The following is a 13756-nucleotide window of genomic DNA, read 5'->3' on the forward strand; positions in this document are numbered from 1 at the left end:
TTTCTTCTGTTACAACCCGAAGGAATAAAATTCCTAGAAAATCTTTAAACTATAAGACTCCGTTGGAAGTCTTTCTTGAGAATGTATCAGGGTTAGATTATTTCTAGCTTAATTTGACAAATGAAATTTAATAAAACAACTTGCTACTTATCTAACTCAGTAAGCCCTTTCAATCATTATTTTATATTTCCTCATGAAAATAGTCTATATTCATTTGTCACAAAAACATGTCATTTTGTTTACTATATGATAAACTATCTGTGTAGTATTGAGAGGGGGTTATTTTTTGAATAGTTATTGGAAACATCTTTTTCTAGATAATGGAGATCTGTCCTTGATAGAAGCCGGCTTACAAAAGTATGAGACTAACCAAATTAATAACTACAAAGTTAAGCACGATATAGTATTTCATATTGTTCTGGAAGGAAAAGGTCATTATACTGTCAATGATAAAAATTATGAATTAACCGCAAGTGATAGCTTTATTTTGAAAAAGAATCAACATGTTTATTATTATCCAGATAAAGATGACCCTTGGACCATCTGTTGGATTGGTATAGGCGGCGACCATTTAGATACTTATTTGAGTAATTCAATGATTCCAAATGTTGATGTCTTAACTTTCAAGGATAGCAGTCCGGTTTTTGAAGAAATGAAACAATTTATATACTTTTTATCCGAAAGTGATCCGAATGATTTACAAGACAATTTGAAAACATTTAGTATGTTATATCATTTTCTTTACTCGCTTAATGAAGAATTTCCACTTACCAATCATCAAAATACGAATGCTCTTTCAGAACCACGTTTAGCAGAAAAAATTTACAGTTATATCTATAAGTATTTTCACAGTGCTTTCACAGTAGGTGATATTGCGGAAGAATTCAATATTAGTCGTAATTATGTGTTTAAATTATGCAAAGAACACTATGGCCAGTCTCCAAAACAAATCATTCAAGAACTCAGAATGAATCAAGCTTCACAGTTACTGCGAGGATCTAATTCCCAAGTTAAAGAAATAGCTAGTACTGTCGGTTATAGAGACGCCTTTAGTTTCTCTAAAATGTTCAAAGAATATTATGGTTATAGTCCAACCCAATTCAGGAATTTAACCGAAGAAGAAATCGACAAGGCTTTGTTTATTCGCGAGGAGTTTTTGAAGGTATGATTTAAATCGTTTTTCAAATAAATAATAGAAAGGAACTTTTATGAATACAGAAGATATTTATAATAAAATGCATTCTGGTGAAATATATATTGAAAACTCAGAAACATTAAATGATCAAGCAAAGTATCGAGATTTACTGTTCCATTTCAATCATACTTTACCTAGTGAAACAAAAAAAGTCCGAAGTATATTAACAGACTTATTAGGAGCTATGGGAGAAAATTCGTACATAGAGCCCCCTTTTCATGCTAATTGGGGGAAGAATACTTATATTGGAAACAATGTTTATATCAATTTTAGTTTGACTATTGTTGATGATACTCGTGTTGAAATTAAAGATCATGTCATGATCGGTCCCAATGTAACTATCTCTACCGCTTCTCATCCTCTAGAACCTGAGCTTCGATTGAAAGGTGCACAATTCAATAAGCCTGTCACCATCGAAAAGAATGTGTGGATAGGAGCAAATGTGACTATTTTTCCCGGTGTTACTATCGGAGAGAACAGTGTCGTCGGTGCTAACAGCACCGTCACTAAAGATATCCCAAGTAACGTACTTGCTTTTGGTACGCCTTGTAAGGTGATAAAAAGAATATGAAATCACAAAAAAAGACTTGGTTCACAATGTAGTGACCCCCTAAATCCGGACACGGATTTAGGGGGGTTTTAGATGTATTATTTGTCAAATTAAGCGAGACAACTGCTCTTCATTTACATAACTCAAAAAGACTTCCAATGGTGTCTGGTAGTTCAGTGATTTTCTAGGTATATGATTTCTTTTTGAAGCCACAGAGGAGATGAAATCCTGATTGACTTGATTGAAATCCATTTCTTTCGGTAGGCCATCTTTTCGAAGGAGACCATTTGAGTGTTCGTTTAAACCTCGTTGTGATGGTGTTCCTGGGTCTGCAAAATAAATAGCTATATCATTCGTATTACTGATATTTTTCCAATTTGAGAACTCTTTACCACAATCGAAAGTAATCGATTTAAAGAGATTTTTAGGAATCGATTGAAACCAAGTATTCGTTGCTTTTTCAATATCGATTGCTTTACGACCTTCAGGTTTCAAAGCAATAATGACTTTTGAAAGGCGTTCAACGAGGGTGATGACGGCACTTTTATGATTGACACCGACAATCGTGTCGCCTTCTAGATGACTGAACTCTGTTTCAAAAGAAGCATAATCCGTTTCTCGCTCAGTGATATTTCGTTTGAATGCTTGTTTTCCACGACGTTCTTGATGACCGTTTGGTTTTCGTTTCCCTTGCATGGGTAACTTGCTTTGATCAAACTCACCATTTTTAAAACGACGATATAAGGTACGGACAGAACATGAAATTGAAAACTCACCTCGTCCAACAATCACATCCGGGGTCCAGCCTTAAGTTGTCTTGTCTTCGATGTATTCTTTTTCTGCTTTGGGTATTTCAATCGGCTTTCTTCCACAACGTTTTTTATTTTTCTTATACTGTTCGAGGTATTCGAGAGCCGTTTTTCCTTGTTTAAGAAAATGATAAACATTGTAAATGGCCTGTCTACCACGCTTGAGTTTCTTGGCAACGAAAGCAACGGGTGTTTCTTGATGAAAATATGCCTCTATAATTACGAGTTCATTTGGTGTAAGATGGGTATAGGTCATTTATGTTCACTCTCCCTGTATTCTTTCGACGGAATGACAATTTGAGTGTAACATAAATGATTTTTTTATTTGTCTCGCTTAATGTTACAATCGGCGATACTTAACGACTCCATCTTCAAACATACTTACCCCTACTCTCTAAGTTAGTAATATTTGGGATTTGTGTAAATGTGATTCACGCTTGTCTATGATAATAAATGAATATGAAGAAAAATTCAAATAGTTATTGTTATTTTGATACTTTCCCCTAACTTGCCTATGAAATTTTAACTCACTCGTCGCTTAAACTATAGTATATAGAGAAAATAAAGGATAAGGTTACCTATCGATAACTTTATCCACTCTTTCATCAAATGAATCCAGTTAATTTTAATCTTTAGGATTTTATAAAAGTCTTTAACTTTATAAGTCCAATACGTCAGAAAAATAAAACATATTTATTCATATATTTTATAGACTAAATCAAAATATGTGAATTATTCTTATCGAACTCTTCATTTATTACACAAAAAACACTAAAACTGAGTCTACAGTTTTAGTGTCCATTTTGTGTAGTTAAATACCGTCCCCCAACAACCCCTCAGCAATCGTATCCGTCGTCACAATAATATTCAACAAATCACTTTCAAGCGCTGCTCGGATTGCTTCAACTTTCTGATCCCCATATACCACAGTCATAATAGCAGGTATCTTTCTCAATTCTTCAAGATTTAGACCAATAACATTTTTATTTATTTCACTATCTACTTCTTTTCCTTCTTGATTGAAAAATCGTGAATTAATAACACCTACAGCATTATGCCCCTTTAAGTCGGTCGCATCTTCTTCACTTAAGAAGCCAATTTTTCGCATGTTACTTTCTTGATCCAAACTTGAAATCCCAATTAAAGCCAAATCAACTGTTTTTCCTTCTTCCAAGATACTTTGAATTGCATTGTTACTACTGAGCTCTTCTCGTATTAACTCATTTGATACTAATGCAGGAGAATAAAGATATTTCGCCTTACCTCTCATCTTCCTCGCTAAGTCGTAACTCAATTGATTGGATTGTATCTCAAAATAATCATCACTTAACCCACCGATCAAAGGCAGGACTGTGGCACCTTGATGATTCGTATAAGGAAAATGATCCACTAAACCTCTTAAGGAATTCCCCCAAGAAATACCGATTGTCTGGTGTGAAGGAAGTATTTTCTTCAAGTATAAAGCAGCTTGTTGGCTTGCCATTTTTTTCACTTCAGCTTTATTAATATCTAGTGTATCAATGATAATGGCATTTTTTAGCTTGAATTTTTTCTCTATTTGCCTTTCTAACCTAGCCGTATAGACACTACTGCTATTAATCACAATTTCAACGATTCCATCTCTTTTTGCTTCAACAATCATTTTAGATATGAATGATCTCGATACGCCTTTTTCGCGGGCGATTTCTGATTGAGTCATTCCTTCTTCATAGTACATCGTCGCAATCTTTACAATGTCATTTTCACCCATTTTCTCCATACAGTCCTCCAATTACCCATCATTATTAGTGAATAACAAAAGTCCATCAAAGTAGGCAACTTTGCTAAGGTCTACTTTGATGGACACATATTATTTAAACGCTTGTTTAATTATTTTCCAAACGCTTCAGTGTATTTACTTACAACATTTTCTGCAGTAAAGCCGAAGTATTCAATGACTTCTTCACCTTTACCAGATGCCCCAAAGCGGTCAATACCTAATGCTACACCATCTAAACCGATATAACGTTCCCAACCGAAAGTTGCGCCCATTTCGATTGACATACGGTTACGTACAGCTTTTGGTAAGACACTTTCTTTATATTCTGCTGATTGCTCATCGAATAAGTTTTGTGCTGGAAGTGATACCACTGATACATCTACACCTTGTTCTTTTAATTTCGCTTGTGCTTCTATAGCTAAGCTTACCTCAGAACCAGTAGCAATTAAGATACCTTCAGGAGTTTCACCTTCACTTGGCGAGATAACATATCCACCTTTACGAACGCCTTCTTCAGCTAATTCGTTAGATCCTTCTAGTACTGGTAAGTTTTGACGTGATAGAACTAACATTGTTGGACGGTCTTCTGATTCAATTGCTACTTTCCATGCAGCATATGTCTCATTCACATCGGCTGGTCGAATTAAGTTTAGGTTAGGCATTGCACGGAATGCTGCTAAGTGTTCGACTGGCTCATGAGTTGGGCCATCTTCCCCTACTGCTACAGAGTCGTGTGTCATAACATAAGTTACTGGTAAGTTAGATAGTGCTGATAGACGTACTGCTGCCTTTAAGTAGTCTGTAAACACGAAGAATGTTCCAGCGTATACTTTAGTTCCACCGTGTAAAGCAATCCCGTTCATCATGGCTGCCATCGCGAATTCACGCACACCGAACCAAATGTTTCTTCCTGCACGGTTTTCTGGCATGAAATCCGTGTCTGAATCGATCATTGTTTTGTTAGATCCTGATAAGTCAGCTGATCCACCCCATAGGAAAGGTACTTTTTCAGCAAGACCTTGAATAGCAGCACCACTTGAAGCACGACTGGCTTCGGCTTTAGCATCTGCACCTTTATATTCTAAGTTAGCTGCATAGTCTTCTGCAAGATGTCCGTTGAATCCTTGTTCAAAGGCTTTAGCTTTCTCTGGATTAGCTTCTTTATAGGCATTGAATACTTCTAACCATGCATTATAAGCTTCTTTACCACGATTTTTTACTTTTTCATCGAATAATTCTTGTGCTTCTGTTGGCACATCAAACGCTTCATGAGTCCATCCATAAACTTCACGTGTTGCTGTCCAGTTGTCAGCACCTAATGGGTTACCATGTGTATTTGCTGTTCCTTGTTGAGGAGAACCGTAACCAATCACTGTTTTAATCTCGATTAAAGTTGGTTTTCCTTTGTTTTCTTTTGCTTTTTGAATCGCGTTTGAGATATCGTCTAAGTTAGTTCCATCTTCAACACGTAAGTAGTTCCAGTTCGCTGATTCAAAACGTCCTTTAATATCTTCGTTGAAGGCTTTATCTAAGTCACCATCTAATGAGATATCGTTTGAATCGTATAATACGATTAATTTATCTAATTGTTGACGACCTCCATAAGAAATCGCTTCGTAACTAATTCCTTCCATTAAGTCCCCGTCACCAACTAATGTATAAGTGTAGTGATCAATAACTTGATGCTCATCTGTATTGTAGACAGCTGCAGTATGTTGCTCCGCCATTGCCATCCCTACAGCTTGTGCAATTCCTTGTCCTAAAGGTCCGGTTGTTGCTTCAACGCCATCTGTATGACGGTATTCAGGATGCCCTGGTGTGCGACCGTTTAATTGACGGAAGTCTTTTAAGTCGTCAATCGTTACATCAAAACCACTCATATGTAATAAACTGTAAAGTAAAGCTGAACCATGACCTGCAGATAATACGAAACGGTCTCGGTTTGGCCAATCAGATAACTCTGGGTTCACATTTAAATGACCTGCCCATAAAGCATAGGCCATTGGAGCCGCACCCATTGGTAAACCAGGGTGACCAGAATTTGCCTTCTCAACTTGTTCCACACTTAAAGCACGTAATGTATTGACCGCTACTAAATCTTTTTCGTTAAACATTATATTCCTCCAAAGAATTATTTTTATTTTTCTATTAATGCGAATGTTTCTTCAAAACTTACATCTGTTACTTTATTATCTATAACCGCTGTGCAACGCTCCGTCTTTCCTTCTCTTAACAAAGCAACAGCGTGTTCTCCAAAATCTAAACCTAAAATCCGATCTTCGGCAACTGGATTTCCACCTCGTTGGATATGACCAAGTAATAATGGATGAATTGGATATCTTGTCTCACGTTCGACAACTTCTTTAAACTCTTGAGCTGACATGACACCTTCTGCAAGAATGAATAACTGATATCGCTTATTCATAGCTTGGGATTTTTCGATGGTTTCTTTTACTAGATTCACATCAAAATCTCCTGGTTCAGCAATTATACCATCTGCGTCTAGCGCACGACCGGTCCATCTTGCAATATCTCCCGCTCTACGGCCCATCACCTCAATACAATAAAGATGTTTATGGCTTGACGCAGATTGGATGATAATATCAACTGTTTCAACAACATTTCGAATGGCAGTTTTAAAGCCTAAAGTTAATTCTGTAAGTGGAATATCATTATCAATCGTTCCAGGAATCCCAATGGTTTGTATACCTAGTTTCGATAAACTATAAGCACCATGATATGACCCATCTCCACCAATGACAACTAGTCCATCTACATTATCTTGCTTTAATTGCTTAGCAACTCCAGCTTGAACCTCGGCTTTTTTGAATTCTTCCGACCTTGACGTACCTAAGAAAGTTCCGCCCACATGATGATGTGGTTTTACAACTTCAGGTGTCAATTCAATATAATCATTCGCGATTAAACCAGTATATCCCTCTAGATAACCACGAACTTCGATGTTATGTTTGCGCGCTTCATCAACGATCCCGTTAATGGCTGCATTCATTCCTGGAGCATCGCCCCCGCTAGTTAGTACACCAATACGCTTCATCTGATTCTCCTAAATTCTTTAAACCATATAGTAAAACAAAACATAAGATTCTGACCAATCAAAGGTTTCATTAGAAACAATAATATCACAGATTCAACACTATTGTACAACGCTTTCACATAAAAGTAAAGCATTTGCTACCAGGTGTGTCGGATGCTAAAACTTAGACCATTCGCCTCTACCTAATACCAGTATTTAGGTCTATTCAGTATACAATTCCCTTCAAATAACATATAACTGAATATTGATATTCTTGGGTTATGCCCGAGTTAGGAGGTAGGCAATGTTAGTAGTTGAAGGTATGACAAGTTGGCAAAAACATCGTCGCATTATTTTCCCACAAGTATTACCGATTGCGTTACCCAGTTTAGGAAATGCGTTAATTGATTTGTTAAAAGATACGTCGTTACTGTTCTTAATCGGTTTAGTCGATATAATGGGACAAGCAGATATTATAATCGCGAACACCTACGGTGTTTATCAACTTGAAGTATATATTGCGATAGCGTTAATTTATTGGGCGCTGTCTTCACTTCTCGTATTCGGATTGAATTTCCTCGAGAAGGGTTATAGTCGCTACTATCAAAGATAAGGAGGTCGAGCACATTGGATTTTGATACACAAGTTATGATTGATACTATTTGGGTTGTCATGCGGGCTGTACCACGGACTTTTGGAATTGCTGCTGTGGTGTTAGTCTTTGGGATTTAATTAGGGGCTGTCTTCGCTCAATTAAAGATGAAGCCTGTACCGGTTATTACACCACTCGTTCGTCTATTTGTCTCTTATATGCGCGGGGTGCCGTTAATCGTTCATTTATTCGTGATGATGTACAGTTTACCTCAAGCGAGTAGTTCCTTACTGGCAATCTTTGGGGTCACAGTGCAACCACATGATTTTCCGAGTTTAATTATTGTTATTACGATCTTCTCATTACTTGAAGCTGCGATTGAATCGGAGAATATCCGAGGGGCAGTTCAGTCCATTGATCCCCGTCAAATTGAGGCTGGTCAATCGATCGGGATGACACGTCGTCAGGACTTACATCGCATTATTATTCCACAAGTATTAAGTGTGGCGATTCCTTTGTTTCTCAATGCCTTTTTGAAAAATATTAAAGGTCTGTCACTTGCCTTTACCGTTGGTATAGTAGATATTTTGGCTCAAGCCCGTTACGCTGCGGCATTAAGTTATCGTTATTTAGAATCTTATATTGCGGCAGCTTTAGTTTACTGGTTAATCTGTGGCGTTTTACAAATGATATTTAACCGTGTTGAATTGAAATTACAATTTGGTGAAACACGTAGACAAGGAGTGTAATAGTGAATAAATTTGACCGTATAAAGTTAGCGATTAGTGGTGAAAAGCAGGGTTCAATCCCCTTTTCCTTCTGGACACATATACCAGAGATTGATCGCTCACCCAAAGAAGTCGCCCAAGCGACGTATGATCTATTTAAACAGTAAGATTTAGATTTTATTAAAACGATGAATAATGGTATGTACGCCGTAGAAGATTATAATACGGAGATCGATTTTTCTGAAGTGGCTAAAGGTGGGGTGGCTAAAGTGATTAAAACACCGATTAATGCCTATGAAGACTGGTCAAACTTACCATTGTTAGAGTTTGAAACCGCGTCAGTCCTACAAAGATAACTTGACCACCTTGAACACTTACTGAATTTAGTGGACGGTGAAGCACCGGTGATTATGACGGTTTTTAGTCCCTTAACAACAGCAGCTAAATTAGCTAAAGGGCAACTGATTAACCACCTTAAACAGGATGAACATGGTTACATTCACCAAGCACTCGATAAAATTTCTGAATCAACAGCTCGTTGGCACATAAAGCCATTGAGTTAGGCGCAGCCGGTGTTTACTTCGCATCACAAATGAGTTCTTATGACAAAGCGAGTGAAAAAATATACGCTGAATATGGTGTGCCTTATGACTTACAAGTGTTGGAAGGCGCTCGTGATGGTTGGTTTAACGCAATTCATGCACATGGTGATGATATTATGTTCGACCTGGTTAAAGATTATCCCGTTCAAGTGTTCAACTGGCATGTGTGGGAAAGTTTACCGGAGTTAAAAGAAGGTATTGATTATACTAACAAATGTGTCATGGGCGGCATTGCACGTATGGATATTACACATAATAATCGCAACCCTCTTCGTCATCAAATTTACCGTTCAATTACAGAGTCTGGTGGAAAGCACTTAATTCTTACACCTGGGTGTGGAATAAGACATCCTTTTGAAGAAGATACAATTCGTTATTTACAGAAAGTAAAAATCGAAACTGAAGCGTTATTAAATAAGTAAGTCAATAATTAAACCGTCCTTTCGAGGACGGTTTTTCTTGTTTATGAGGTCACGAGATCTCAACAAAAAACCGAGGCTGTTTTTACACAGTCTCGGTTTAATTTTCTTTAAATTAGTATGCTCTGGCTAACCAAACAGTTTCTTTCGCTGGTTTACCTGTGACGATACATTCAGCTTTTTTGTTAACTGTACCATCAACTGGAATGTTACGTGTTGTGAAACCAGTGCGTTCTTTAATCTTCGCTTCTGATTCTTCCGTTCCGTCCCATCCTGCTAAGATCCAACCTGGGTTTTCGTTTGCAGCTTTTTTCGCTTCAATATGGTTTTCAAGTTCTTCTAATGTGTTGATGTCCGTATAGATGTGTTGTGAATTGCGTTCGCGTGCTGATTCTAATAGGCGATTTTGCATTTCATCTAAGGCATTTTCAATGTATTCAGCAAAGTTTGCGAATTCAACATCTACTTTTTCATCTAAGTCACGCGCTTTAACGATGACTTTATTATTTTCTAAGTCACGTGGTCCAATTTCTACACGAAGTGGTGCACCGCGTAATTCCCATTCATTGAATTTGTAACCTGGACGGTTATCGCTTCCGTCAATGACTGTACGGATTTGCTTGCTTGCTAATTCTTCATTCAGTTCATAGATTTTGTCCATGATCGCTGGGTTCTTTTGCCATGGTCCAACAGGAATGAATACGACTTGTTGCGGTGCAACTTTTGGTGGCATAACTAGTCCTTGGTCGTCACCGTGAGACATGATCATTGCTCCGATTAAACGTGTTGATACGCCCCATGATGTCGTGAAAGCGTGAACGTGTTCATTGTCGCTGTTTAAGTATTTGATATCAAAAGCTTCAGCGAATTTAGTTCCCATGTAGTGACTTGTTCCTGCTTGAACAGCTTTTGTATCTTGCATCATTGCTTCAACAGAGTAAGTTCGTTCTGCACCAGCAAAGCGTTCTGAAGGTGTTTTTTCACCTTTAAATACTGGGATAGCTAATACGCCTTCAATCACTTCTGCATAAATATCTAACATACGTTGTGTACGTCTTTTAGCCTCTTCAGCATTGGCGTGAGCCGTATGCCCTTCTTGCCATAAGAATTCTGACGTACGAAGGAATGGCATTGTACGTTTTTCCCAGCGGAATACATTTGCCCATTGGTTCATTTCCATTGGTAAATCACGGTATGAGTTAATCCATTTAGAATACGCATCACCAAACATCGTTTCTGATGTTGGACGTAGCGCTAAGCGCTCTTCTAATGGCTCACCCGCAGCTTCAGTAACCCATGGTAATTCTGGTGAGAATCCTTCAATATGATCTTTTTCCTTATTGAAGAAGCTCTCGGGAATTAACATTGGGAAGTATGCATTACGGATACCTTCTTGTTTGAATCGGTAGTTTAAAGCTCCTTGGATATGCTCCCAAATTTCGAAACCGTTGGGTTTGAAAATCATACAACCACGTACGGGTGAATAGTCCATTAAGTCAGCTTTTTGAATTGTTTGGATATACCATTTTGAAAAATCTTCTTTTCTCGTTACCATAGTAACCTCCTGTTATAATTTTGTACAAAAAAACTGTTCCCGTCCAAATAAGGACGAAGAACAGTTGATCTCCGCGGTACCACCTCAGTTGTCAGCATGTTGCCAACCAGCTTAGGGCCGATAAGGAGGCGAGTCCATAAACTGTTTAGTAGGTTCAACGATTGAGTGGGCACGTCACTTTCAGCCTAGGTGACTTTCTCTTATTACCATCAATTCGTTTACTATTCTAACAATGCTTATATTATAGCTATTTGTTGTATAAAGTTCAATCTCTTTGGACAATTGTGTCTTGATTTTCATTCATTTCATATTGATCAAGCGCTCGCATGCTAGAAAGTGGCCAATGAATATAATCTGCCTCTCCGATAATATCTTCGGCGTCGATGAAGCCAAATGCCCGTCCGTCAAGTGAATTGCGACGGTTGTCTCCCATTACGAAGACTTGCCCTTCCGGTACGGTCGCTGATCCAGTAATTTCTTCTAATTGGAAATCACTCGTAAAGTTTCCCAAGACATCTGCGCGCATGTCGTCTAAATATGGTTCATTCATTTGCACACCGTTCAATATTAACTGGTCATCCTGATAAGCAACTGTATCCCCAGGTATACCAATCACGCGTTTAATATATAAACTTTGCGGTTCGTCTGAAGTAATCGGTCCCCCAGGTGCTGGGAATACGACCACATCAAAGCGCTCAATATCGTTTAATTTCATCATAAACATTTTCTCGCCGTCATGTAATGTGTATTCCATGGATCTTCCGTCCACGATGAACGGTTCCATAACATACGCATAAAATACTTTAATTCCTAGAAATATCACTGCAACCCAGATAAGCGTACTGATTATTTCTCTGATAATACCTTTAAAAGTCATCTTTTACCTCAATCTACTTAATCTTTACTATCCATTACAGTATCGATAGCTAACACAACCGCAATCACCATAACTGGGTCAACTTCTTCAGCATCGATATTAAATTCAAATGTATCGCTCATAGCAAAGTATTTTTTCTTTATTTGAGCAATTAAATCTCCTTCTCGATCATAAATAATATAATCGTGCGCAAAGTAATCGCCTTTTATCGTCCAGCCAATTTGTTCAATATCAAATTTTGGTTTGAAGAACGTGATGCGTTTGCGAATACTTGCGACTTCTTGACCTCGGACAAAGACGTCCACTTGTGGCATGAGTGATAATACTTTCTGTTTAACTAAAGCGACCTCTTCATTGGTCTCCATGTTAATGATGTGCAGTTTTCTACCAAGTGAAAAAAATTCTCCATCCACTTTATAAACCGGCTTCTGATTGCTATCGACAATATTAAAATCCTGTTTAAATGATAACATTTTTTGTTTCATGTATAATTGCATTGATATCACCCCTTGAGCCTTATTATAATCTTATTATATTTAATGTTCAATTGTATTTAAGAAAATGTTTTTACTATAAAATGTATACTAATAAAAGCGGAGGGAATTATTTGTGAAACTAGCTCGTTATCAAGATGTATTAGACTTTTGGTTTGCCCCTGAAAATGCGGACTTGTTATTTGAGAAAAATGATGATTTCGATTCCGAAATTAGACAGCGTTTTGGAAAAACTTGGGAAGCCGCATGTGCTGGCTTATTATGGGAGTGGCGTGACAATCCTTACGGCCGCCTCGCAGAAATCATTGTTCTCGACCAATTCTCGCGTAACTTATGCCGAGGCGACGAGAAGTGTTTCACCCAGGATACGATGGCACTCGTCTTAGCTCAGGAATTATATCAACTACCTGAGTTTGATGAAGAATTCTCAATTCATGAAAAATACTTCGCGATGATGCCTTTCATGCATTCTGAATCTACTGAAATTCACGAGACAGCTTTACGCATCTTTACTGAAATTGGTGACGAGAATGCACTACACTATGAAAACTTACATAAAGATATCATTGACCGTTTCGGTCGCTACCCTCATCGGAATGATGTTCTAGGCCGCGAGACAACTCCGGAAGAAGCAGAGTTTCTGACTGAGCCTAATAGCAGTTTCTAATATAAAAAGTCCGCAGCGAATGTGTTGCGGACTTTTTTCTGTTTTGAATTGGGTTTTGGGTGTATTCGCCAGCTCAGGGGTTTGAGCTGGCGTAGTTGCACTTGATTCGCTAGCTCAGAGATTTGAGCTGGCGTAGTTGTGCTTGATTCGCTAGCTCACGATTCTGAGCTGGCGTAGTTGCACATGATTCGCTAGCTCACGATTTTGAGCTGGCGCAGTTGCACATGATTCGCTAGCTCACTGATCTGAGCTGGCGAATCAACTCACTTTCCTAAACATTTCCCCTTTAAATCTCTATTTCATAGTAAGTTTTATTTGTTTTCCCCACTTTCTTAAAGTTTTTCCCAAGTCCTGAATAATTCATAGTTTTTCTAAAAATGTCAATTAATGTTGTGATTATAGTACTTGTAGTAAATTGCTTCATCACCCGTTAGGTGATGCAAAAAGAACCCCTTTCTGATATGGTTAATTCACA

The 13756-nt window shown here is 37.9% G+C and carries 14 protein-coding genes and 3 pseudogenes; 10 read left to right on the forward strand and 7 right to left on the reverse strand.

Annotated features, from left to right (window positions below; translation table 11 throughout):
* From ACEN31_RS09240 to ACEN31_RS09250, 3 genes and pseudogenes are all read left to right on the forward strand, one after another.
* Positions 1–107 (forward strand): annotated as a pseudogene (locus tag ACEN31_RS09240) (IS30 family transposase); the annotation flags it as partial.
* Between the two features lie 179 nt (positions 108–286).
* On the forward strand, positions 287–1168 hold the full coding sequence (locus ACEN31_RS09245) for an AraC family transcriptional regulator (RefSeq protein WP_407090372.1): 882 nt from the start codon (positions 287–289) through the stop codon (positions 1166–1168).
* 40 nt (positions 1169–1208) lie between these two features.
* The gene (locus tag ACEN31_RS09250; protein WP_407090371.1) at positions 1209–1766 is read left to right on the forward strand and encodes a sugar O-acetyltransferase; all 558 of its coding nucleotides are present in this window, start codon (positions 1209–1211) and stop codon (positions 1764–1766) included.
* Positions 1767–1850: 84 nt separating this feature from the next.
* On the opposite strand, the pseudogene ACEN31_RS09255 reads toward ACEN31_RS09250, so the two are convergent.
* The 4 genes and pseudogenes from ACEN31_RS09255 to ACEN31_RS09270 form a co-directional block, all read right to left on the reverse strand.
* A pseudogene (locus tag ACEN31_RS09255) lies at positions 1851–2810 on the reverse strand (IS30 family transposase).
* A gap of 555 nt (positions 2811–3365) precedes the next feature.
* Positions 3366–4313 carry a sugar-binding transcriptional regulator gene (locus ACEN31_RS09260; protein ID WP_407090370.1) on the reverse strand — a complete coding sequence of 316 codons (948 nt, stop codon included), beginning with the start codon at positions 4311–4313 and terminating at the stop codon, positions 3366–3368.
* Positions 4314–4423: 110 nt separating this feature from the next.
* Positions 4424–6427 carry a transketolase gene (tkt, locus tag ACEN31_RS09265; protein ID WP_407109257.1) on the reverse strand — a complete coding sequence of 668 codons (2004 nt, stop codon included), beginning with the start codon at positions 6425–6427 and terminating at the stop codon, positions 4424–4426.
* A gap of 23 nt (positions 6428–6450) precedes the next feature.
* A complete protein-coding gene (locus ACEN31_RS09270) occupies positions 6451–7368 on the reverse strand; it encodes an ATP-dependent 6-phosphofructokinase (protein ID WP_407090367.1) in 918 nt (305 codons plus the stop codon).
* A gap of 283 nt (positions 7369–7651) precedes the next feature.
* On the opposite strand from ACEN31_RS09270, the gene ACEN31_RS09275 reads away from it, so the two are divergent.
* The 6 genes and pseudogenes from ACEN31_RS09275 to ACEN31_RS09300 all read left to right on the forward strand — a co-directional run bounded on the left by ACEN31_RS09275 (position 7652) and on the right by ACEN31_RS09300 (position 9691).
* The gene (locus tag ACEN31_RS09275; RefSeq protein ID WP_338487402.1) at positions 7652–7960 is read left to right on the forward strand and encodes an ABC transporter permease subunit; all 309 of its coding nucleotides are present in this window, start codon (positions 7652–7654) and stop codon (positions 7958–7960) included.
* A gap of 134 nt (positions 7961–8094) precedes the next feature.
* Positions 8095–8688, forward strand: a pseudogene (locus ACEN31_RS09280) (amino acid ABC transporter permease); the annotation flags it as partial.
* Positions 8689–8690: 2 nt separating this feature from the next.
* Positions 8691–8834 carry a hypothetical protein gene (locus tag ACEN31_RS09285; RefSeq protein ID WP_407090366.1) on the forward strand — a complete coding sequence of 48 codons (144 nt, stop codon included), beginning with the start codon at positions 8691–8693 and terminating at the stop codon, positions 8832–8834.
* Positions 8835–8855: 21 nt separating this feature from the next.
* Positions 8856–9023 (forward strand): hypothetical protein, encoded by a 168-nt coding sequence (locus tag ACEN31_RS09290; protein WP_407090365.1) that lies wholly within the window; start codon positions 8856–8858, stop codon positions 9021–9023.
* A 54-nt stretch (positions 9024–9077) separates the two neighbouring features.
* Positions 9078–9230 carry a hypothetical protein gene (locus ACEN31_RS09295; protein ID WP_407090363.1) on the forward strand — a complete coding sequence of 51 codons (153 nt, stop codon included), beginning with the start codon at positions 9078–9080 and terminating at the stop codon, positions 9228–9230.
* On the forward strand, positions 9206–9691 hold the full coding sequence (locus tag ACEN31_RS09300; protein WP_407109258.1) for a uroporphyrinogen decarboxylase family protein: 486 nt from the start codon (positions 9206–9208) through the stop codon (positions 9689–9691). Before ACEN31_RS09295 ends, ACEN31_RS09300 begins: the two co-directional genes overlap by 25 nt.
* Positions 9692–9803: 112 nt before the next feature.
* Here the strand turns inward: ACEN31_RS09300 and proS are convergent, their stop codons facing one another.
* From proS to ACEN31_RS09315, 3 genes are all read right to left on the reverse strand, one after another.
* Positions 9804–11243, reverse strand: coding sequence for a proline--tRNA ligase (proS, locus tag ACEN31_RS09305; protein WP_407109259.1), 1440 nt, complete (start codon positions 11241–11243; stop codon positions 9804–9806).
* Between the two features lie 265 nt (positions 11244–11508).
* Positions 11509–12120 carry a signal peptidase I gene (gene lepB, locus ACEN31_RS09310; RefSeq protein ID WP_407109260.1) on the reverse strand — a complete coding sequence of 204 codons (612 nt, stop codon included), beginning with the start codon at positions 12118–12120 and terminating at the stop codon, positions 11509–11511.
* A 17-nt stretch (positions 12121–12137) separates the two neighbouring features.
* Positions 12138–12617, reverse strand: coding sequence for an LURP-one-related/scramblase family protein (locus tag ACEN31_RS09315; RefSeq protein WP_407094122.1), 480 nt, complete (start codon positions 12615–12617; stop codon positions 12138–12140).
* 112 nt (positions 12618–12729) lie between these two features.
* On the opposite strand from ACEN31_RS09315, the gene ACEN31_RS09320 reads away from it, so the two are divergent.
* Positions 12730–13281 (forward strand): DUF924 family protein, encoded by a 552-nt coding sequence (locus tag ACEN31_RS09320; protein WP_407109261.1) that lies wholly within the window; start codon positions 12730–12732, stop codon positions 13279–13281.
* Positions 13282–13756: the final 475 nt, after the last annotated feature.

The sequence above is a fragment of the Ruoffia sp. FAM 26255 genome (genome assembly GCF_045528525.1).
In the GTDB taxonomy this organism is placed as follows: Bacteria; Bacillota; Bacilli; order Lactobacillales; family Aerococcaceae; genus Ruoffia; species Ruoffia tabacinasalis.